Below are 22,068 nucleotides of genomic sequence, written 5' to 3' on the forward strand. Positions count from 1 at the left end.
GCCTCGGGCTCGGTGCCCGCACTAAAAGCATTCATTCAGGAGGAACGCGCCCCATGGCCGCATTTGCCCATACCGTCGGCGCCCAGACCTACCGCTTCGACAGCCTCAAGGACGTGATGGCCAAGGCCAGCCCCGCGCGTTCCGGGGACTTCCTGGCCGGCGTCGCCGCGCTCAACGATGGCGAGCGGGTGGCCGCGCAAATGGCGCTGGCCGACATCCCGCTCACGCATTTCCTGCAGGAAGCGCTGATCCCCTACGAATCCGATGAAGTCACCCGCTTGATCCTCGACAGCCATGACAAACAGGCCTTTGCGGTCGTCAGCCATCTTACGGTTGGCGGCTTTCGCGACTGGCTTCTGAGCGAAGCGGCCGACGAGTCCAGTCTGCGCGCCCTCGCCCCCGGTCTGACGCCGGAAATGGTCGCGGCCGTGTCGAAGATCATGCGCGTGCAGGATCTGGTGCTGGTGGCGCAGAAGATCCGCGTCGTCACAAAGTTTCGCGGCACCCTCGGCCTGCGTGGACGGTTATCCACAAGGCTGCAACCCAATCACCCGACCGACGAACCGTCCGGCATCGCCGCGAGCATTCTCGACGGTCTGCTGTACGGCAACGGCGACGCGATGATCGGCATCAACCCGGCCACCGACAGCATCGCCTCGATCTGCGCGATGCTGGAAATGCTCGACGCGATCATCCAGCGCTACGACATTCCGACCCAGGCCTGCGTGCTGACCCACGTCACCACCTCTATAGAAGCGATCAACCGTGGCGTACCGCTGGATCTGGTGTTCCAGTCGATTGCCGGCACCGAAGCGGCCAACGCCAGTTTCGGCATCAACCTGAACATCTTGCAGGAAGGTTATGAAGCGGGCCTGAGCCTCAATCGCGGCACGCTTGGGCAGAACCTGATGTATTTCGAAACCGGCCAGGGCAGTGCGCTGTCAGCCAACGCCCACCACGGCGTCGATCAACAGACCTGCGAGACAAGGGCCTACGCCGTGGCGCGCCATTTCAAGCCGTTTCTGGTGAACACCGTCGTAGGATTTATCGGCCCGGAATACCTCTACAACGGCAAACAGATCATCCGCGCCGGCCTCGAAGATCATTTCTGCGGCAAGTTGCTCGGCGTGCCGATGGGCTGCGACATCTGCTACACCAACCACGCCGAGGCCGACCAGGACGACATGGACACCCTGCTGACCCTGCTCGGCGTGGCCGGGATCAACTTCATCATGGGCATCCCCGGTTCCGACGACATCATGCTCAACTACCAGACCACTTCGTTCCACGACGCACTCTACGCGCGGCAGACTCTGGGCCTGAAACCGGCGCCGGAGTTCGAGCAGTGGCTGGCGAACATGGGCATCTTCACCCAGGCGGACGGCAAGGTCCGCTTCGGCAACAATCTGCCGCCGGCCTTCCGCCAGGCCTTGGCGCAACTGGGATGAGTCAGATGGAAAAACCACCCGCCGATCCACAAAACCCATGGCTGGAGCTGCGTCGTCTGACCCCGGCGCGCATTGCCCTCGGCCGCACTGGCACCAGCCTGCCGACCCGTGCACAGCTGGATTTCCAGTACGCCCACGCCCAGGCCCGGGACGCGGTGCATTTGCCGTTCGATCACGCCGGGCTCAGCGCCCAACTGACCGAGCGCCAGCGTGACAGTTTGCTGCTGCACAGCGCGGCGGGAGATCGCAATAGCTACCTGCAACGCCCGGATCTGGGGCGCAAGTTGAGCGATCAATCGGCGCAAACTCTGCGCGAATACGCCCAGGCGCATCCGGGCGGCGTGGATCTGGTGATTGTGGTGGCGGACGGTCTGTCAGCGCTGGCGGTGCATCGGCATACCCTGCCGTTTCTCACCCGTCTGGAAGAACAGATGAGCGCCGACGAATGGTCGATCGCACCTGTAGTGCTGGTGGAACAGGGTCGAGTGGCAATAGGCGATGAAATCGGCCAGTTGCTGGGCGCCAAAATGGTTGTGATGCTGATTGGAGAGCGTCCGGGCCTCAGTTCGCCGGACAGCCTGGGTTTATATTTCACCTACAATCCAAAAGTCGGCCTCACGGATGCGTACCGCAATTGCATCTCCAATGTGCGGCTGGAAGGGCTCAGCTACGGCATGGCGGCGCATCGCTTGCTGTATCTGATGCGCGAAGCCTGTCGGCGCCAGCTGTCGGGCGTCAATCTGAAGGATGAAGCGCAGGTTCAGACGCTGGAATCGGAAGCCGGTGCAGACATGAAGAGTAATTTCCTACTCGATCCGCCCCCAGCCTGAACCGTTTCCGCATTGCCTTTCTGCGCCGGTTTGAGGCAGGATCGACGAACGGCCGCCCAAGGTTTCCCGATGCCGTCAGCCCCACGTGAAGACAGCCAATTGAAGGACGAGACCTACCATGCGGATTATCCAAGCGACCCTCGAACACCTGGATTTGCTGACCCCGTTGTTCGTTAAGTACCGCGAGTTCTACGGCTCCCTGCCCTATCCGGACTCGTCCCGGGCCTTTCTCGAAAAGCGCCTGCGACGCAAGGAATCGGTGATCTACCTGGCCCTGGCCGATGACGACGACAAGAAGCTCATGGGTTTCTGCCAGCTCTACCCGAGCTTTTCCTCCCTGTCGCTCAAGCGCGTGTGGATCCTCAACGACATCTACGTCGCCGAAGACGCCCGCCGCCAGTTGGTAGCCGACAACCTGATCCGCACCGCCAAGAAAATGGCCAAAGAAACCCAGGCCGTGCGCATGCGCGTCTCCACCAGTGCCGACAACGAAGTGGCGCAGAAAACCTATGAATCCATCGGATTCAAGGAAGACACCGAGTTCAAGAACTACGTGCTGCCGATCAGCGACGAGCTCTGATCGCGGAGTGCCCTGCGGGGAGGGAGCAGACTCCCTCCCCAAAATGAATGCCAACCCGACATTTGTTCACACCGACATCCCCCGCTACAAAACCAACGCGCTTTTCACCTCTCAAACCGTATAATCCCGAGCTTTCCGGCTTGTAAGAAAAACTACACCTGCTTGTAGGCTTACACGAAGTCATCCGCACAGGTCTGCCGAGTCAGGCCGTCACCACAGGTGCCTCCATGGATTTCAACCCGCTCGATCTTGTCCTGCATCTCGACGTTTACCTCGACCTGCTGGTGAATAATTACGGGCCATGGATCTACGCCATCCTGTTTCTGGTGATCTTCTGCGAGACCGGTCTGGTGGTGATGCCATTCCTGCCGGGCGATTCCCTGCTGTTCATCGCCGGCGCAGTGGCTGCGGGCGGCGGCATGGACCCGGTATTGCTGGCGGGCCTGCTAATGCTGGCGGCGATCCTCGGCGACAGCACTAACTACGTGATCGGACGAACGGCGGGCGAGAAGCTGTTCAGCAACCCGAACTCGAAAATCTTCCGCCGCGACTACCTGCAGAAAACTCACGACTTTTACGACAAGCACGGCGGCAAAACCGTTACGCTGGCGCGCTTCCTGCCGATCATCCGTACCTTTGCACCGTTCGTCGCTGGCGTGGCGAGAATGCCCTACCCGCGCTTCTTCGGCTTCAGTGTCCTCGGGACAATTCTCTGGGTCGGCGGTCTGGTCACCCTGGGTTACTTTTTCGGCAACGTACCGTTCATCAAGAAAAACCTGTCGTTGCTGGTGGTCGGCATCATCCTGCTGTCGCTGATTCCGATGATCCTCGGTCTGGTGCGCAGCCGTTTCGGCGGCGCCAAAGCCCAATCGCACTAAGCCGATGTGGTCGCTGAGCGCCTGGCGCCGCCGGCGCATTCTGGCCAGGCACCCGATTGCCGACGAACTGTGGCAGCGGGTGCGCCATCACCTGAGTTTTCTCGATGGCATCAGTGCCACTGAAGACCAGTGGCTGCGCGAAGCCAGCGTGCTGTTCCTCGAAGACAAACACCTGACCGCCCTGCCCGGCGTCGAATTGCACCAGGAACAACGCCTGCTGCTCGCCGCCCAGGCGCAACTGCCGCTTTTGCATCTCGGCGATCTGAACTGGTATCAGGGTTTCCACGAAATCGTCCTCTACCCCGACGACTTCCTCAGTCCCCAGCGCCATCGCGATGCCAGCGGCGTCGAACATGAGTGGGACGGCGAACACAGCGGCGAGGCGTGGCAGCAAGGGCCGATCATCCTCGCCTGGCCCGGGGTGATGGCCAGTGGTGGCTGGGAAGGTTACAACCTGGTGATCCACGAACTGGCGCACAAGCTCGACATGCTCAACGGTGACGCCAACGGCCTGCCGCCGGTGCACGCCGACATGCGGGTCAGCGACTGGGCCGAGGTGATGCAGGCGGCGTACGACGATCTCAACCGCCAGCTCGACCGCAACCCGGAGGCGGAAACCGCCATCGATCCCTATGCCGCCGAGAACCCGGCCGAGTTCTTCGCCGTCACCAGCGAGTACTTCTTCAGCGCTCCGGATCTGCTGCACGAGGCTTATCCACAGGTGTATGCGCAGTTGCAGCTTTTCTACCGCCAGGATCCGTTGGCGCGCCTGAAGCAACTTCAGGCCACCGACCCGGTCTATCAGGCTCACGAGTAAAGGTCTGCACGACTTCCGGTACGTGGCGTCCACGGCAGAATATGCCTATAATCGCCGCCACTTTTTGGTCAATCCGGCCAAGTGTTTTTGGTCAACTAACGGGGGCAACGCCCAATGAGCTACAGCAAGATTCCGGCTGGCAAAGACCTGCCGAACGACATCTACGTCGCGATCGAGATCCCGGCCAACCACGCGCCGATCAAATACGAAATCGACAAAGACAGCGATTGCCTGTTCGTTGACCGTTTCATGGCCACCCCGATGTTCTACCCGGCCAACTACGGTTACATCCCGAACACCCTGGCTGACGACGGTGATCCCCTCGACGTGCTGGTTGTAACCCCTTACCCGGTTGCTCCAGGTTCGGTGATCCGCGCGCGCCCGGTCGGCATCCTGAACATGACCGACGACGGCGGCGGCGATGCCAAAGTCATCGCAGTTCCACACGACAAGCTGTCCCAGCTGTACGTGGACGTGAAGGAATACACTGACCTGCCAGCCCTGCTGATCCAGCAGATCGAGCACTTTTTCGCGAACTACAAAGATCTCGAAAAAGGCAAATGGGTGAAAATCGAAGGTTGGGCCGGTGCAGACGCCGCCCGCGAAGCGATCACCAAGTCGGTTGCTGCCTACAAAGGCTAAGCCTCGCGACCTGCGACACGCTTGAAGAAAACCCCGGTTGATCCGGGGTTTTTTGTGCCTGCCCGATAGGTGCTTAAACAGCTTGTTTATAGCGACCTACAGAAAAGTTTTGGTGTGTGTAATTTCCCACAAGGACGTCTTACATCCCGTCGCAAAATTTGCCCTGATTTTGAACGCAAGGTTTATTCAAACCGCTCTAGGCCGGCCGTAGACTCGTGTTTATGAGAAAGAACACTAGCGGTCCAAGATTCAAGGCACTCCTGGAAGCTGCGAACATCACCACCACGGGATTCGCAAAGTTCTGGGGCACGGAAGCCCAAAACGTTCATAACTGGTACACCCGGGGCGTACCCGCGTACCGCATGGAAGAAGTTGCGCGCCTGCTGTCCGTCAACAGCCAATGGCTGAAGACCGGCGAAGGCCCGAAAGACGCCCCGCACCTGCATACAGAGTCGGGCGACATCCTCGATGCCCATGCCATTCGCGGCGTGTACACGGTGCTAGACACCAACGACATCGAACTGCCCCTCTACAAGGAAACCCCGACCGCCCCCGGCTCCGGCAAGACCCACGTCATCAAGGACCCGGAACAAACCATCCGCCTGCCCCGCAGCCACCTCGAAACACTGGAAATCCGCCACACTGACGCCATCTGCACCCACATGATCGGCAACAGCATGGCCGAGAAAATCGAAGACGGCTCCACCCTCGCCATCGACCGCGGCCTCACCCAGGTGGTGGACGGCGAAATCTACGCCATCGAACACGACGGCATGCTGCGCATCAAATACCTGCATCGCATGCCCGGCAACGCCCTGCGCCTGCGCAGCCACAACAGCGCCGAATACCCGGACGAAATCTTCCGCGCGGCGCAGATCGAGGAGCAGCGGATTCATGTATTGGGGTGGGTATTCTGGTGGTCGACGCTGGGCAAGCGCCGGCCGGTGGTGCCGTTTCTCTGAGCCAGCTTCTGTCGTGAGGGGCAGCCGGCCCGGATAGTCGGTACAAATTCGGGATTTTTCCCGGATTGAACGCTCTATCCCGCACTTCGCACTGGGAATCCCCAACAAAACTCAGTATCCTGCGCCCCACATTCGCGCATCGACCCGCCAAGCGGCCCAGATGACGCCTGACGCGGCAGACCACTGTCTGACCAAGTCCCACAGCCGGACGCAAGATCCGGATGTACGTTTTGAAGGCTGGCGCGGTTTACCAAAAATAAACCAAGCCAGTCCCCGAGAAGCCGGCCACAAGCCGGCTTTTTAATGCCTGCCAAAAAACCAAGCCTACCGTCCGAAATCTGAATCGGCGCTTGCCGGATACCAAACGCGCTTGTACCGTAAAGACAAACGTCATTACAGGTATTCCATCATGGCATCCATCAACATTCGTATCGACGACGAACTGAAAAAACGCGCCTTCGCAGAGCTGGAAAAGCTCGGGCTTTCGCCCTCAGAGCTTCTGCGCCAAACGCTTCAATACGTCGCGGACCGGGGCAAATTGCCGTTCAAAGCGGCATTGCTCAGTGAAGAAGATGAAGCACTTATCGCAGTGGTCACTGAACGTCTTGCCGCGCCTCAGCGAGTCAAGGTAAGTCTGGATGACCTATAACCTTGAGTTTGATCGTCGTGCATTAAAGGAATGGAACAAGCTGGGCGATACGATTCGCGAGCAGTTCAAAAAGAAACTCGCCGAGGTTCTCGAAAACCCTCGCATAGAAGCAAACAGGCTTCGCGAGCTGCCAGATTGTTACAAGGTGAAGCTGAAAAGCGCTGGGTATCGCCTGATTTATCAGGTGATTGATCACGAAATTGTGGTGTTCGTAGTCGCTATCGGAAAGAGAGAGCGAGAGGCGGCTTATGACGCTGCACTGGATCGATTGTCGTCCCAACCCTGAGCCAGTTAATCATCAGGATCTATTCTGAAATTGGGCAGCAACCTGCTGCCCGATTACCGTCACGGATAACTAAACGACTTCACCAACGTCAACTCCCCCACCGCCCGCATCGGCACCAGGAATGTCTCCATCTTCTCGCTAGGCGTCCCCTCCTCGGTAATCACCGTCACCTGCGCGGTAGTCAACGGCTGCACCGCCTCTTCCCCGCCCTCATCATCCCCGCGATACCCACCGCCAAAATAATTCACATACACCAGATACTGCCCCTTGATCGGTGCCGGCATGGCGAAGATTTCCGGGCCGTAGCCGGTGGTCACGTCGACATCCAAAGCCGCGCCGTTGGGCGCGACGCGGTCGCCGTACCAGATGTGCGCGCCGTCGGGTGTGATCAGGTGTAGATCGAGGTCAGTGCCATCGCTGTCCCACGCCAGCAACACCCGCAGTTTCGCCGGAGTAGCGCCGCCGCTGGTGTTGAGGAACTGCGTGCGGTGCCGTTGCTGGCCGTCCGGGCTGCGGACTTCGACGCTGTTGCTGCCGTTGGGAAACGAGAACGGGCGGTCGAAGCGGCCGCTGTCGTCGATTTTCAGCGGCATGCTGACGCCGTTGACGATCAGGCGGCCGGGCTCTTTGTTTTTCGGTGTGGCTTTGATTTCGCCGCTGATGCGGGCGGTGTTGGCCTGGCCGAGCGGGGTGTTTACCGAGGAGGCCGGGTAGTTGACGGTCTGGCGGAAGCTTTCGCCCTCGCCTTCAGGCGCGCCGCTGCGCCAGCCGCCGACCGGGGTGTCGAGTTTTACGCCGTCAGCGGCGATCACCGGCGAAACACCGGCAAAGACGCAGAGCAACAGCAAGACCTGTGGATAACGGAGTGTCATGGTCTATTCCAGCAAAAGGTGACGGGCGAGCCCTTCGATATAGGTTTCATCCTGGCCGTTGGGATGTGCTTCAAAGGCCAGGTGCAGGTATTCGTGAGTCAGGTCGAGGCGGTCCTGCAAGGACAGCACGCCGCGCACATAGATGCGCTGGCGTTCGCGGTCGACGAAGGGGCGGCCGAAGGCGAGCTTGCAGACGGCGAACGTGCTGACTTCGTTGTAGCCGGTTTCGCTTTCCAGCCTGGGACGCCAGCCGCGCCGCTGCTTTTGCAGCCAGTCCTGCGCGGCGGGTAGCGCTTCGCAGGACGCCACCGGGTTGTCCCAACGGCTGAGGCTGGCGCGCGGGTAAGCGTGCAGCAGTATCGCGTCGTAACGCTGGCCGGCATTGGCTTGTTCGACGGCTTGTTGCCAGGCGAGTTTGTCGGGGCCGGGTTGATCGGAGTGATAGGTGACGGTGCTGCCGGCCAATACCAGGTCCGCCGTCCACGCGGCGATGTTGCGGGATTCGGCGGAGGCCGGACGCGGGGCGACGCGCTGGCGGGTGCTGCTGTCATCGATGCTCAAACATTCGCCGTTGCGCGTGGCGTTTTGCAGCAGGTACGTCCGGATCGCCACGGCCAACGCTTTGGCGGCTTCGGCAGGTTCGGGTTTGGCTTCACGCTCCAGCACACGGGCGACGTACTCTTCGCGATCCAGCCGGGCGACCAGTTTGTCGTTGAGCAGAAACAGTTCGCCATCGCTGTGGATATCCAGCGCATTGCCATTGGCGAATTCGACACGGAAATCGCCCTGCAACGGGCCGGAACCGGCAACGCGCTCACCCGACAGAACCCGCGAAACCGGATAACGCGAGAACAATCCGACCTCAACGCATCGCCCAGCCTCCGCCGGCCAGGATGCAGGCAACACCGTCGCCAACGCCGAACCGTAATGCCGCAAAACCATCTGACTGGTACCCCGGCCACCGGCCCAGATCGGCGAGCCGTCCGCCGTCCAGCCAGCGAATCCGCCCTGTCGTGATTGCGGGTCCTGATCGCCGAGCCAGCTCCAGGTTTTCACCCGCAAGCGTCCGCCAAGTTCACCGACGACATTGCCGTCTGCCGCGTTCAGAACGACATCAAGCAGCACACGGCGCATCTGATCCTGAGCCGGCAGCCAAGATAAAACTTTCAACAAGTCAGCCACGGAAACCCGAGTAGCCGGTTGCACCGATGGCAAATCCAGCAACCACGACGGCGCCTGTCGCGCCTGCCAATAGGTTTTCCAATCGCCAGCGGTTATGCCCAACCGCGCCGGCTCGAAATACAGCCCGCAGGATTTTACCAGCGCCTGATCACGCTCGATCCTCCCGCCCGCCGTGCAGCAATAAACCTCTTCCTTCGACTGCCCGCGACATTCATAAGCCGGTTCCTGCGCGCCGGTATCCACCAGCCACGCGTAGACGAACACCTTCCACAAACTGCCCAGCGGCGTATCAAGCGACGAAGGCAATGGCTCGCGGGCGGTCAGTTGCGTGGTGTTCAGCGACAGCAATTCGCCCTTGTAGGCCACGCGCAACGGTTCATCCTGCGCCGTCGCCAGCGCAGGAATCACACACATCAGCAGCCAGACCAGCGGCCGGGTCATGTCAGTTGACCGTGACCTGACCAAGGGCGGCCTTCGCTTCCCGGGCCTGATGCTGCGGCGCGTAGACCTGAGTGAAACGCACCGGCGGCAGGTTGAACTGGCCCTTCTGCGAGAAGCGCACCAGATGCCGCAGACGCAATTCACCGCTCAACGCATCCACCGGCACCGCGTAGGCCAGTTGACCCGGTTCGAAACGCGCCTTCTCCAGCGCAGTCGGCTCAGTGCCGTCCTTGCCCTGCAACTTGATGCCCCACGTGGTGCGCTCGACATCCGCACCCGGCGGCAGCGGCACTTCGAGCATGCCGTAGCGCAGCGGTTTCGGTGCCTTGCTGGTGAGGATCACTTCGTCCAGGTACAGGCTGTCGCTGGACAGTGGTTTAGTGCCGACCGGTTCCAGTTTGAAGGTGAACGCCTCGTCACCCGGCACCAGACGCGACAGGCGACGAGTGATGGTCACCGCCATCGGATCGACCGCCGGTTGCTGGGTCTGGAAGCTCAGCGCGGCACGCAACGGACGCTCCTGAGTGCCCGACACCGTCAACACGCTCGGCACCGGCGCAGCACCTTGCCACGTCCAGAACATCTCGCCGGTCGCGCCGTAGTTTTTCTTCCAGCCTTCACCCGGTGCCAGCGCGATGGTCGGCGACGCCTGAGCGATGCTGCGTTGCAGCCAGGTCAGCGCCAGTGCACGCTCGAGGGTAGATTGCTGCGGCAACAGACGTTGCAACAACGCTGTCGCGCGAGCCTGATCGAACGGTTGCAGCGACAGGTTCAGCGCTTCGGCAAACGGCTGCGAACTGACCGACAAGCGCTGTTGCGCAGCGCCCAGCTGACGATTGAATGCATCCGGCAAAGCGACTTTCGACTGGGTGGCCAACGATGCGGTCAAGACCCGCGCCGCCGCGAGACCGAGCGCCGAATCCGGATCGCCCATCACCAGACTGTCTTCGCCATCGTCCATCAGGGTTTCGGCATTGCCTTCCCCGGCCTTGGCCAGATCCTCCATCAAGCCGCTGAGCAGCGTGTTGACCGGCAGATGCATTTGCTTGGCGAATGACAGGATCAGCGCCCGTTGCAGCAACGGCGTGTTCGGCGCCTGCTTGGCATAAACCTCCAGCACCCGCTGCCAGTGCTCCGGCGGCAAGGTCAGATCAAGCACCTGACTGGCGTTCCAGTCGGCGTAGTACGCGTAAGCGGTGAGGAACGCATCCGGCTCACCATCAAAGCCCCACCAGGTGAAGCTCGCTGACGGCCCGGCCATTTGCACCAGCCGCAGACGGCTGTTCTGCATGATCAGGCGCAAGCGGTCGCGGATCTGCGGGCTCGACGCCAGCGACGGATAAGCGATGCTCAGCGGCAGCAAACGGCTGGCGGTCTGTTCGACGCCGCCGTACGGATAGCTGAGCAGATCGTCGAGGGCCGAACGGAACAGCGCTTGCGGGCTGTCATCAAGACGCAGGCGAATGTCGGTAGCGTCCGCCGGCAGAGTCAACGGCGTGTCGCCGCTGGCCACGTCGAGGCTCTGGGTCTGCGTCACTTGCCAGCCTTCACCAGTAGCGGTCAGGCGCACCGCGAGGGCGTCGGCGGTCTTGCCGTCCTGCACCAGCTCGGCGGTCCATTCGCCGGTGGCCAATGCGAAGGCCGGCAGCGGCAGGTAGTTGATGCCGTTGTTGAGGGTCACCGGCAGGCGCTGTTCGGCGCCAGCGTAGTGCGTCACCAGTTCAGCCTTGACCGGTTTTTCGGCCTGGCTGAAAGCGAACACGCCGAGTTGCGGCTGATCGCCTTTGCGGAATTTGCTCGGCCCGCTCCACTTCAGGTACAGCGGTTTTTCCGAGCGCACGAACTGCTTCTTCTGCCCGACCTGACCGTCATCGGCAATCACCCGCGCGGTGATGCGCCAGCGGGTCAGCGAGTCCGGCATCTTGAAGGTGAAACGGGTTTTGCCGTCGGCGTCGGTCAGCAATTCCGGTTGCCATGCAGCGGTGTCGACGTCTTCGCGACGCGGCCGCTCCAGCACTTTCACCCCGCGTTCGCTGCGGTTGGCCTTGCCCGGCGCGCCCGGGCTGCCCGGCAGCGCCACGTCGTAGCTGATGAACGACAGGCTGGCGCTGGTGCGCACGTTGTTGCGGCGCGGGTGATAGAAGAACTGGTCGATGGTCGGCGCGACTTCCGGTTGCAGCGCGTAGACCATTTCGTCGACCACGCTGACCGTCAGGTGCGCCGGCACAGCCTTGCCAGCAAATTGCGTGGTCAGGTCGACCGTCACCGTATCGCCCGGTTGATAGGTGTCTTTGTCGGTCTTGATCGCCACGTCGATCTGCGGCGCGACCACCTTGATCCCGGCGTTCTGGAAGCTGTACTGACCGCCTTTGGTGTACAGCACCGAGAACGTCAGGTTCGGCGCAAAGTTGTCCTTCACCGGGATACGAGCGCGGTATTGGGTGTCGCTGAGTTTTTCCAGCTTCAGCCAGTCGCCGCCCTTGGCCAGCAGCGCGGTGGCCTCGACCTTGTCGCGCTCCAGCGACAGCAGTGCATCGCTCACGGGCTCGGGGAACGTGATCAGTGCCAGCGCTTCATCGCCGGCCTTGTACTCGGGTTTGTCGAGGACGATTTCCACAGTGCCCGGCACAGCCTTGACGCCATCGCCGGTGACCGAATGACCGGTCGCACCGAGCACTCGACCGTGCTGATCTTTCAGCGACAGGTTGTAGGTGCCCGGGCGATCGAAGGCGACGCTGAAGCCTTTGTCTTTCGCCGCCAGTTTGCCTTCGCCGGTGGTCTGGTCTTCCAGACGCACCCAGCTGTAGCTGCTCGGCACAACGGCCTGGGCCTGTTGGCTGCCACCCTCGTTGGCGTAGCTGAACGCGACCTTGTCGCCCACTGCGCTGAAGCGCTGCGGCGCGGTCAGGCGAAAGCTGGCGGCGCCCCGGTCGATTAGGATTTCCTTGGTGGTCTTGACCCGATACGCCGCGCCATCGCTGGCGAACACGGTGAGCATGTAGCGGCTCGGTTTGTCGGCGGCCGGCAGGTCGAGGGTCGCGTTGCCCTTGCTGTCGGTGGTCAGTTCGGTGCTGGTCAGTTCCACCGGGAATTGCCCGAGGTATTGCAGCTCGTTGTCGACCATTGACAGTTGCTGGGCGCGCAGGCTCAGGGTCAGTTTGGCGTTCGCCACCGGTTTGCCGTCCGGGTACAGCAGCACCAGGCTGCCCTTCACCGGCTCGCCCGTGCGGTAATCCTGCTTGGCCAGGTTCAGCGAGATTTCGAAGTGCGGCTTGATGTACTCCGCCACCCGGAAAGCGCTGCTGTAGGCCTGATCCTTGTAGTTGAAACGTAGCTCGTAACCACCGGCCACCGCGTTGTCCGGCAACTGGAAACGGCCCTGAGTGCCGGCCTTGGAATCGAGCTTCAGATCCAGACGCTGCAATTCGGTGCCGGTGGCATCGAGTACGCTGACATTAACGTCCGCTGCCCCCGGCAATACCGAGTCCCGCGCATTCTTGAATTCGCGGCCGACGATTTTCAGCGATACCCAATCACCCGGGCGATACAGCGGCCGGTCGGTGAAGGCGTAGAGTTTGGTGTCGTAGATTTCGCTGTCGTAATAGAAGTTTTCCGAAACGAATACGCCGCCCTCCTCGTCCTCGCCGATCACGAACGAACGCTCCGGGCTGACGTGTTTCAGGCGCAGCAGACCATCGGTGTCGGTGGCGCCGCTGCTCATCACGCCGAGGCCGTCGGTCCACAGCACATTGACCTTCGGCACCGAACTGCCTTCGTGTTTGCGCGCGGCCCACACCAGCAATTCATCACCGGCAATCTTGCTCACCGCCACGGTGTTGGAAACGAAGACCATGGTGGTCGCGCGGTACTTGCCGATCAGCGCTTCGACCAGATAAAGACCCGGTTTCAGATTGCCCAACGGGATGTAGACGTTACCCGGCGCGACGCTGACGAACTCGCTGGAAGACCCGGCCAGATTGACGCCGGTCGGCGGCTGGATCGGCTTGGCCTGCCACAGCGGATAGCGGAACTGGCTGACCACCGGCAGGCCCGGAATCAGGACGAATTGCGGTTGCGCGTCGTACGGTGTCGGCGCGGCGATGGCGTTGCCCATCTTCAATTCCGGCACTTCTTCGGTGACTTGCTGACGCGACTCATAGGAGAACGCACGCTGCATCACCCGACGGGATTTGCGGTACCAGTTGTCCCACAGGTACGCGAGAGTGTTCGACAGGCCTTCGCCCTTGAACTGGCCATCGCTGACCACGCGGTGCAGGTTCTTCTGGCGCTTGAGAAAGTCCAGCGGCTTGTCGATCTTGTACACGCGGATATCGGCGCCGCCGTACGGTTCCATGCGGAAACGGCGATAGTCGCGACCCGGTGCTTCGAGGCGCACCACCGCCTGTTCGTCGGCGGCGAAACTGCTGTCGGCCAGCAGGAAAAAGCTTTCACCGGAGACCGGCGTGTAACCGCTTGGCTCCACGGTGTCTTCGGCATTCACGGCCGAAAACGGCAGGGCTAACAGCAACAGAAAAGGCAGTAAACGCAGCATGCGGGCACCGGTCATTGGGAGAGAAAGTTCAGTCGATAGACGCCGATGAAGTTGGGGTTGGCTGCGTCGGGTATCCATCGGGTGTCCTTCCATGTCATGAGTTGCTGCAGGCTTGCCGAACGCATGCCGTTGTCGGTTGGGGTGGTCGTGCCGGTGTGATAAGCGATGTAGCGGCCCATCCAGATCATCAGGTGCTGGTCGTCGCCCTGATCGAAAAACATCAGATCGCCGGGCCGTGCCTGGGACACGTCGCGGCCGATCAGATGGCTGTTGAACTGAATCAGTTTGATCGCGTTGACGTACGGCCCGACTTTGCCGCCGCCCTGCTGCCATTGCTGGGCGAGCTTGCGCTGATCGGCGCTCAGGTCCAGCTCCGGCGGCAGGTAGCGGTTGGACACGCCATTGCTGCGCAGCCATTTATCGTCGTGGACTTTCAGCGCTTCGTTGGCGGCGAAACGCACCAGCCCCGCGCAGTCCTGCTGGTACCAGCGTGGGCTTGGGCCTTTGCTCAATTGTTCCTGGGCGATGCGCACGAACCAGGCGCGAAACACCTGGGACTGCTGCGGATCGAGGGCCGGCGCCTCAACGGCTCGGGCACCAGCGCTGAGCAACAGCGCCAGAAGGCCAAGGCTGCGAATCAATCCAGTCACAGCGCTTTCCACTCCAGCGGCAGCCATTGCCAGTGACCGTCAGGCTCGCTGCCTTCAGGCAAAGTCAGGGCGTATTTGCCCATGCCGCCGAGGGTGCGCAGTTTCGGGATCAGGTAGGTTTGCGCGGCGTTGTAGAACACCGGCTCCATGTCCTGCGGCAGGCTGTCGAGGGTTTCCTGCTGGATCAGTTGCGCCATCGAATCCGGGCCGAAGTAGATCGGCATCAGCACGTCTTTCGGCAGTACGTCGGCCATCGGCGGGAAGCGCTTGTCGAGGGTGCCGAGGGCCTTGTCGACCAGTTTGTCGTCGAGGGAAAACAGCAGCGTCGAGCCGTGGCGCGCCAGGCTGACTTTCATGAAAGCACGGCCGGTGATCGCGTCCGGGTTTTCGGCATCCTTGGCCGCGTACGGGCCGAAGTTGGAGCTGACCTGACGCTGCCAGAGGTGGCTCTGGCCTTCCTGCTTCTCGACCACCGGGAACGCATGTTCGTCGACCTTGCCTTCGTAGGCGCCGACCATCGAATCGAACAGCGTGCCGATATCAGCGTCGAGTTTGCCGTTGTCTTCGTCGTTCAGACTGGCCACCAGCAATGGCGTGTACAGCCGCGAATCGGCGTACCAGCACAGGCCCGCCGCGCCGGCCACGTGCTCGGTGAGTTTCTGCGCCACGGCTTCTTCGGCGCCGAGTTTCACCAGCAACGGTTTTTGCGGCTCGGCCGCCACCGGCAAGGTCACGCAGGCACTGGCGCCCAGCGGCATGGCTTGCCAGACCGGTTTGAAATCGAAGTCCGGTTGGTTCTCCAGTTCGTCCATGGCGAGATAGCTATGCCAGCCCTTGTCGTCCATGTCGAAACGCAGGCCGGCGAAGTTCGGGATGAAGCGCTGGTAACCCATGGCCAGAACACTGGAATTGACCGACAGGCGCTGCTTGGTTTCAGGTGTCTTGGCCGTGAGCCCGAATGCTTCGGGGAACAGTTTTTCACCGTTGAGCAGCGCCGCCAGCGCTTGCGGCGAGACGTGGCCGGACTCCTCGGAAGCACCACTTTCCGGGTCGTAGAATTTGGTCGGGTTAGACAGCACCACCAGTTTGTCGCTACGGGAGGCGAACAGCAGGGATTTGCCGGCGTTGTAGGTCAGTTGATAGAGCAGCACTTCATCGCCGCCAACTTTCAGGGTGCTGAACACGCTCAGTTGCGAATCATCCAGCGCGACTTTCGCCAGCGGTTCCAGCACTTTGGCCAGCCCGCCGCGATCCATCACCAACAGGAAATCCTTCAGCCGACCATCGGCGCCACGCCACAACGCCACGTCTGCCGGTTGATCGAAGAGTTGCTCGATCAGGCTGTCCTGCAGCTTCAGGTCATGCTCGTAGATGATCCGCCGCAGGCTGCCGATCAAGCCGAGACGGTCGGCATGGGTTTCGTAATAGAAGACGAAATCCTCGGTGAGCGTGGCCTTGAGGAACGGCACCGTCAGCAGGTCTTTCGGCAACTGGCTCAGGGAGCGGGTTTCCAGCAGCGCGTCCGGGCGGCTGAGGCCGAGTTTGTCGCTGGCCAGTTCCGCCGGCGGCGCCTTCGGTTTGTGCATCAGCCAGCCGAGCCCGCCCGCCACGCCGGCCACCAGGCACAGCCCGACCACTAGCAACGGCCAGCGCCGGGAAGGTTTGCCCGCAGGTGTTACGGCGGCCGGTGTAGCAGTGTTATCGCTCATCTTTCCAGAACCCGAGTTCATCCGTGGCGGGATGCTTAATAGTTGAAAGTCTTGACCAGCAGCAGATCACCGATGGCCCGCAGGGGCACGATGAACGTTTCGCGTTTTTCGTCGACGGTGTTTTCGTTGAGCACCAGCGTGATCTGCGAGGTGATGACCTCGTTCTGGTTGCTGGTCTCCTCGAAGTTATAGCCGCCGTTACCGAAGTTGCCCCAATAGTTGACGTAAACCAGATAGGTGCCGTGCAGCGGCGCAGTCATGGTGAACATTTCCGGGCCTGGGCCATCGACGCCGTCCGGATCGAGGCCGCCGCCGTTGCTCATCGCCGGACGCGCCCAGAAGGCGTGCTGGCCGTCAGGCGTAATGACGTGCAGGTCGAGTTCGGCTTTAGGGTCGTCCCAACCGAGCACCACGCGGATCCGCGCCGGCGTGCGCAAATTGTTGGCTTCGTAGAATTGAACGCGCTTGAGCGACTGGCCGTCGGCGCTGATCACCTCGACGCTGTTGGAGCCGGCGCCGAACGCATACGGCCGGGCGAAACGGCCCTGGTCGTCGGTGTACAGATTCAGTGGATTGCCATTCACCGCCAGGCTATGAGGCGGGCGCAGATGCCCGATGGCCTTGAGCTGACCCTCGATCATCGTGCGATTGCGCTGGATGCCGCGATCAATCGGCGGCGTGGGATAAGCGACTTGCGGGTTTTCCGTGCGATCGAGCAACCCGTGATAGCGCCAGCCGCCCACCGGTTCCGACATCTCGGCACTCGGTGCAGCCGACAGCGCCGGCACGCAGGCCAGGCCGATCAGCAGCAAAAGAAGTGAACGCATGTGATGCCTCCTGCCATGCCTGAACGAAACCTTGCACCCGATCCTCGGCGCTTCACAGTGGGCGATACTGCGTTTCGTCTGAAAGACCCGTGACTGTCGGGTCGTAGAAGGCGCGAAGGTTAGCGATTCGGCAGTTTTTTAACAATCGGATACATGTGGATTTGCGGTGGGAATCACGGCGTCCAGTGGACGATGAGCCGAATAGGCGTCATATTCGGCTCACGAAATGAGCCGAATAGCGGTTTTAATCGGCTCACGCACTCAGGATCAGCAATCAATGGCGACTCACTGGATCTGGCAGCAACCTGATTGGCCCGACTTCAACTGGCAGGCGGAACGCCTGGCACCGTTGTTGCGCGAGTGTGTTCAGGCACAAGGTCAATTGATGGGCATGGCGGGATCGGTGAGCCATTCACTGAGCGCGCAGACAGAGCTGGACGCTTTGCTGCAAAACATCGTGACCTCCTCGGCCATCGAGGGTGAGCAGTTGAATGTCGGATCCGTGCGATCTTCGCTGGCACGGCGCCTGGGGCTGGAATTACCCGATGGCGACAAAGTCAGCAAGCGCAGCGAGGGGCTGGCTCAACTTATGCTCGATGCCACCCGCCGCCTTGCTGAACCGCTGACGCTGGAGCGATTGCTGGAATGGCACTCATGGCTGTTTCCAGAACAGGAGAGTGGTTTCCTTTCGCGAGCAATCAATGTCGGCGCTCTACGCGGCGATGAGCCAATGCAGGTGGTTTCCGGGCGAATCGACCGCCCGACCGTGCACTTCGAGGCGCCACCGCGACAAGGGCTTGAGCGACAACTCGACAGTTTTCTCAAGTGGTTCGACGCCAGTCAGCATCAGGCAGGCCTCGATCCTTTACTGCGAGCAGGTATCGCGCATTTCTGGTTCGTCACCTTGCATCCGTTCGACGACGGCAACGGGCGCCTGACTCGCACCCTCACCGATCTGGCATTGGCTCAAGGCGAAGCGCAGGCGATTCGTTTTTATGCGATGTCCGCCAGCATTCTCGATGATCGTGCGGGCTATTACCGGATTCTCGAATCCAGCCAGAAAGCCACGCTGGACATCACTGACTGGCTCACATGGTTCCTGCAAACCCTGCTGCGCAGCCTGCAACAGGCCATTGCGCGGATTGAAGGCGTACTGGGCAAGTCACGCTTCTGGCAAACGCACCGGGAATCCGAGCTGTCAGTGGAGCAGATCAAAGTGCTCAACCGCTTGCTCGACGGTGGTGAGCGTGGTTTCGAGCACGGTATCAGTGCGGCGCAGTATCAGGCCGTGGCAAAAGTCTCCAAGGCGACGGCGACCCGACATCTGGCGGAGCTGCTGGAAAAAGGTTGTCTCGAACGCCTGCCCGGCGGTGGGCGCAGCACGCGCTATCAGATCAGTTTTCCAGGCAAATCCGCAGAGTGATCCAAGCCCCGCTCATTTGCCCATACCCCCCCTATCTGCTAGTGTCGCGCCGGTTTAACGTCAACCGGAATTAGCCGCCATGGCCCGCAAAAAAGCTGCACTGGATTTCGAACAGTCCCTCGCCGACCTGCAAACGCTGGTGGAGCGTCTGGAGAACGGTGAATTGTCGCTGGAAGACTCGCTGACCGCTTTCGAGCAGGGCATCGGCCTGACCCGTGACTGCCAGGCGGCGCTGGCCCAGGCCGAGCAGAAGGTCCAGGTGTTGCTGGAGCGCGATGGCGAACTCGCCGAGGAACCCTTCGACGCGGATCAGCCAGAATGATTGCAGCGTATTCGGCCACCAGCCAGGCGCGGGTCAACGCGGCACTGGAAACCCTGTTCAACGCCCCGCTGCCAGAACTGGCGCGCCTCTATGAAGCCATGCGCTACAGCGTGATGAACGGCGGCAAACGCGTGCGTCCGCTGCTGGCCTACGCGGCGTGCGAAGCCCTTGGCGGCAAGGCCGAACAGGCCAACGGCGCGGCGTGTGCGGTTGAGCTGATCCACGCGTATTCGCTGGTGCACGACGATTTGCCGGCGATGGACGACGACGATCTGCGTCGCGGCCAGCCGACCACTCACAAGAAATTCGATGAAGCTTGCGCGATTCTGGCCGGCGACGGATTGCAAAGCCTGGCGTTCAGCGCCCTGCTCGACCCGCGTCTGAGCGACCTGAGCGCAGACATCCGCCTGCAACAGGTCACGGCGCTGGCGCACGCGGCGGGCCCGGCCGGCATGGTCGGCGGTCAGGCCATCGACCTCGGTTCGGTCGGCCTCAAGCTTGATCAGAAAGCGCTGGAACAGATGCACCGACACAAGACCGGCGCGCTGATCGAAGTCAGCGTCAGGCTCGGCGCCCTGGCCAGCGGCCGTGCCGAGAAGGATGAACTCAAGTCCCTGCAGACTTATGCACAGGCCATCGGCCTGGCATTCCAGGTCCAGGACGACATTCTCGACGTCGAAAGCGATACCGAAACCCTCGGCAAACGCCAGGGCGCCGACATTGCCCGCGACAAGCCGACCTACCCGGCGCTGCTCGGTCTGGACGCCGCCAAGGCTTACGCGCTGGAACTGCGCGATCAGGCCCTGCACGCGCTGCGACCGTTTGACGCGGCTGCCGAGCCGTTGCGCGATCTGGCCCGGTATATCGTCGATCGGCGTAACTGAAGGCTAATCAGCCAAAAAAGACCAACGCGTGGGCAGGGGGCGATGCATCAGGTAAACTGCCGCATCTTTTATACCTATAACGATTCGCCTGATGCCCACGACGTTTCATGAGATTCCCCGCAAGCGCCCGACCACGCCCCTGCTCGACCGCGCGAACACGCCGGACGGCCTGCGCCGGTTAGGCGAAGCCGAGCTGGAAACCCTGGCTGATGAGTTGCGCCTGGAATTGCTCTACACGGTCGGCCAGACCGGTGGGCATTTCGGTGCCGGCCTGGGCGTCATCGAGCTGACCATCGCGTTGCATTACGTCTTCGACACCCCGGACGACCGGCTGGTGTGGGACGTCGGTCATCAGGCCTACCCGCACAAGATCCTCACCGGTCGTCGCGAGCGCATGGAATCCTTGCGCCAGAAGGACGGCATCGCGGCTTTCCCGCGCCGTTCCGAGAGCGAGTACGACACCTTCGGCGTCGGCCACTCCAGCACCTCGATCAGTGCCGCGCTGGGCATGGCTATCGCCGCCCGCCTGCAGAACAGTGATCGCAAGGCGATTGCGGTGATCGGCGACGGCGCTCTGACCGCCGGCATGGCATTCGAGGCGCTGAACCACGCGCCGGAAGTCGACGCCAACATGCTGGTGATCCTCAACGACAACGACATGTCGATCTCGCGCAACGTCGGCGGGCTGTCGAACTATCTGGCGAAGATCCTTTCCAGCCGCACTTACGCGAGCATGCGTGAAGGCAGCAAGAAAGTGCTGTCGCGCCTGCCCGGCGCCTGGGAAATCGCCCGTCGCACCGAAGAATACGCAAAAGGCATGCTGGTTCCCGGCACCCTGTTCGAAGAACTGGGCTGGAACTACATCGGCCCGATCGACGGCCACGACCTGCCGACCCTGATCGCCACCCTGCGCAACATGCGCGATCTGAAAGGCCCGCAATTCCTGCACATCGTCACCAAGAAAGGCAAAGGCTTCGCCCCGGCGGAAGTCGACCCGATCGGTTACCACGCCATTACCAAGCTCGAACCGCTGGACGCCCCGGCCGCTGCGCCGAAAAAGGCCGGCGGGCCGAAGTATTCCGGCGTATTCGGTGAATGGCTGTGCGACATGGCCGCTGCCGACCCGCGCCTGGTGGGCATCACCCCGGCGATGAAGGAAGGCTCGGATCTGGTGGCGTTCAGCGAACGCTTCCCGCTGCGCTACTTCGACGTGGCGATTGCCGAGCAACACGCCGTGACCCTCGCTGCCGGCATGGCCTGCGAAGGCGCAAAACCGGTGGTGGCGATCTACTCGACGTTCCTGCAACGCGGTTACGACCAGTTGGTGCATGACGTCGCGGTGCAGAACCTCGATGTGCTGTTCGCCATCGACCGCGCCGGTCTGGTGGGCGAAGACGGCCCGACCCACGCCGGCAGCTTCGACCTGTCGTTCCTGCGCTGCATCCCGGGCATGGTCATCATGACCCCGAGCGATGAGAACGAACTGCGCAAGATGCTCACCACCGGCCACCTGTACAACGGCCCGGCGGCGGTGCGTTACCCGCGCGGCACCGGCCCGAACGCGACCATCGAGAAAGACCTCGAACCGATCGAGATCGGCAAGGGCGTGGTGCGTCGTCAGGGCAACAAGGTCGCCCTGCTGGTGTTCGGCGTGCAAATGGCCGAAGCCCTGAAAGTCGCCGAGACGCTGGACGCGACCGTGGTCGACATGCGTTTCGTCAAACCGATGGACGAAGCGCTGGTACGCGAGATCGCCAACAGCCACGACCTGCTGGTGACCATCGAAGAGAACGCGATCATGGGCGGCGCCGGTGGCGCAGTCAGCGAATTCCTCGCCCGCGAAAACATCCTCAAGTCGGTGCTGCACCTGGGCTTGCCGGACGTTTACGTCGAGCACGCCAAACCGGCGCAGATGCTGGCCGAGTGCGGGCTGGATGAAGTCGGGATCGAAGCGGCGGTGCGGGAGCGCCTGGAATTGCTCAGCCGCTAACTCGCTGGATACACGCAAAACCCCATGTGGGAGATTCTATGTTGCAGGGGAACCCTGCAACCTTAAATTGGGTTGGTATTCGCTCTGATTTTTCATAAGGGCGAATGCCACCCGGCAAAGCTTA

At 61.6% G+C, this 22,068-nt stretch carries 19 protein-coding genes; 13 read left to right on the top strand and 6 right to left on the bottom strand.

The genetic code is table 11. The annotated features are described in order from the left end of the window. Positions 1-53: 53 nt before the first annotated feature. The 9 genes from CAF90_RS24520 (at position 54) to CAF90_RS24560 (ending at position 7,092) form a co-directional block, all read left to right on the top strand. Positions 54-1,448, top strand: coding sequence for an ethanolamine ammonia-lyase subunit EutB (locus tag CAF90_RS24520; protein ID WP_085608774.1), 1,395 nt, complete (start codon positions 54-56; stop codon positions 1,446-1,448). Next, the gene (gene eutC, locus CAF90_RS24525; RefSeq protein WP_371915877.1) at positions 1,445-2,278 is read left to right on the top strand and encodes an ethanolamine ammonia-lyase subunit EutC; all 834 of its coding nucleotides are present in this window, start codon (positions 1,445-1,447) and stop codon (positions 2,276-2,278) included. The genes CAF90_RS24520 and eutC overlap by 4 nt, the downstream gene beginning before the upstream one ends. Positions 2,279-2,396: 118 nt before the next feature. Then, positions 2,397-2,858 carry an N-acetyltransferase gene (locus CAF90_RS24530; protein ID WP_007958617.1) on the top strand — a complete coding sequence of 154 codons (462 nt, stop codon included), beginning with the start codon at positions 2,397-2,399 and terminating at the stop codon, positions 2,856-2,858. 227 nt (positions 2,859-3,085) lie between these two features. Continuing rightward, positions 3,086-3,736, top strand: coding sequence for a DedA family protein (locus tag CAF90_RS24535; protein ID WP_085608776.1), 651 nt, complete (start codon positions 3,086-3,088; stop codon positions 3,734-3,736). A gap of 4 nt (positions 3,737-3,740) precedes the next feature. Further along, positions 3,741-4,553, top strand: a complete 813-nt coding sequence (locus tag CAF90_RS24540; protein WP_085608777.1) for a zinc-dependent peptidase — start codon at positions 3,741-3,743, stop codon at positions 4,551-4,553. A gap of 114 nt (positions 4,554-4,667) precedes the next feature. Continuing rightward, a complete protein-coding gene (gene ppa, locus CAF90_RS24545) occupies positions 4,668-5,195 on the top strand; it encodes an inorganic diphosphatase (RefSeq protein ID WP_007990564.1) in 528 nt (175 codons plus the stop codon). A gap of 221 nt (positions 5,196-5,416) precedes the next feature. Beyond that, entirely contained in the window at positions 5,417-6,157 is a 741-nt protein-coding gene (locus CAF90_RS24550; RefSeq protein ID WP_085608778.1) for a helix-turn-helix transcriptional regulator, read from the top strand. Between the two features lie 409 nt (positions 6,158-6,566). After that, a complete protein-coding gene (locus tag CAF90_RS24555) occupies positions 6,567-6,806 on the top strand; it encodes a type II toxin-antitoxin system RelB/DinJ family antitoxin (RefSeq protein ID WP_085608779.1) in 240 nt (79 codons plus the stop codon). Further along, positions 6,796-7,092, top strand: a complete 297-nt coding sequence (locus tag CAF90_RS24560) for a type II toxin-antitoxin system RelE/ParE family toxin (RefSeq protein WP_085608780.1) — start codon at positions 6,796-6,798, stop codon at positions 7,090-7,092. Before CAF90_RS24555 ends, CAF90_RS24560 begins: the two co-directional genes overlap by 11 nt. A 59-nt stretch (positions 7,093-7,151) precedes the next feature. On the opposite strand, the gene CAF90_RS24565 is transcribed toward CAF90_RS24560, so the two are convergent. The 6 genes from CAF90_RS24565 to CAF90_RS24590 are packed head-to-tail and all read right to left on the bottom strand — an operon-like array spanning position 7,152 to position 17,325. Next, positions 7,152-7,964: a YfaP family protein gene (locus CAF90_RS24565; RefSeq protein ID WP_085608781.1), complete on the bottom strand. Its 813-nt coding sequence runs from the start codon at positions 7,962-7,964 to the stop codon at positions 7,152-7,154. Positions 7,965-7,967: 3 nt separating this feature from the next. Further along, a complete protein-coding gene (locus tag CAF90_RS24570; protein WP_085608782.1) occupies positions 7,968-9,587 on the bottom strand; it encodes a DUF2300 domain-containing protein in 1,620 nt (539 codons plus the stop codon). 1 nt (position 9,588) lies between these two features. Next, complete coding sequence (locus CAF90_RS24575; protein ID WP_085608783.1) at positions 9,589-14,154, bottom strand: alpha-2-macroglobulin; 4,566 nt, start codon at positions 14,152-14,154, stop codon at positions 9,589-9,591. Further along, the gene (locus CAF90_RS24580) at positions 14,151-14,816 is read right to left on the bottom strand and encodes a DUF1175 domain-containing protein (RefSeq protein ID WP_064382202.1); all 666 of its coding nucleotides are present in this window, start codon (positions 14,814-14,816) and stop codon (positions 14,151-14,153) included. Before CAF90_RS24580 ends, CAF90_RS24575 begins: the two co-directional genes overlap by 4 nt. Then, a complete protein-coding gene (locus CAF90_RS24585) occupies positions 14,786-16,498 on the bottom strand; it encodes a DUF2138 domain-containing protein (RefSeq protein WP_085608784.1) in 1,713 nt (570 codons plus the stop codon). The genes CAF90_RS24580 and CAF90_RS24585 overlap by 31 nt, the downstream gene beginning before the upstream one ends. A gap of 35 nt (positions 16,499-16,533) precedes the next feature. Then, complete coding sequence (locus tag CAF90_RS24590; protein ID WP_007955537.1) at positions 16,534-17,325, bottom strand: YfaP family protein; 792 nt, start codon at positions 17,323-17,325, stop codon at positions 16,534-16,536. Between the two features lie 277 nt (positions 17,326-17,602). Here CAF90_RS24590 and CAF90_RS24595 point away from each other — a divergent pair, with 277 nt between their 5' ends. The 4 genes from CAF90_RS24595 to dxs all read left to right on the top strand — a co-directional run bounded on the left by CAF90_RS24595 (position 17,603) and on the right by dxs (position 21,944). Continuing rightward, positions 17,603-18,748 (top strand): Fic family protein, encoded by a 1,146-nt coding sequence (locus CAF90_RS24595; protein ID WP_085608785.1) that lies wholly within the window; start codon positions 17,603-17,605, stop codon positions 18,746-18,748. Between the two features lie 79 nt (positions 18,749-18,827). Next, positions 18,828-19,070, top strand: coding sequence for an exodeoxyribonuclease VII small subunit (locus CAF90_RS24600; protein WP_007894317.1), 243 nt, complete (start codon positions 18,828-18,830; stop codon positions 19,068-19,070). Beyond that, positions 19,067-19,954, top strand: a complete 888-nt coding sequence (gene ispA, locus CAF90_RS24605) for a (2E,6E)-farnesyl diphosphate synthase (RefSeq protein ID WP_085608786.1) — start codon at positions 19,067-19,069, stop codon at positions 19,952-19,954. Before CAF90_RS24600 ends, ispA begins: the two co-directional genes overlap by 4 nt. 91 nt (positions 19,955-20,045) lie before the next feature. Further along, on the top strand, positions 20,046-21,944 hold the full coding sequence (gene dxs, locus CAF90_RS24610; protein ID WP_085608787.1) for a 1-deoxy-D-xylulose-5-phosphate synthase: 1,899 nt from the start codon (positions 20,046-20,048) through the stop codon (positions 21,942-21,944). The last annotated feature ends 124 nt before the right edge of the window (positions 21,945-22,068 follow it).

Source organism: Pseudomonas sp. B37(2017), assembly GCF_002112885.1.
GTDB classification, from domain to species: domain Bacteria; phylum Pseudomonadota; class Gammaproteobacteria; order Pseudomonadales; family Pseudomonadaceae; genus Aquipseudomonas; species Aquipseudomonas paraglycinae.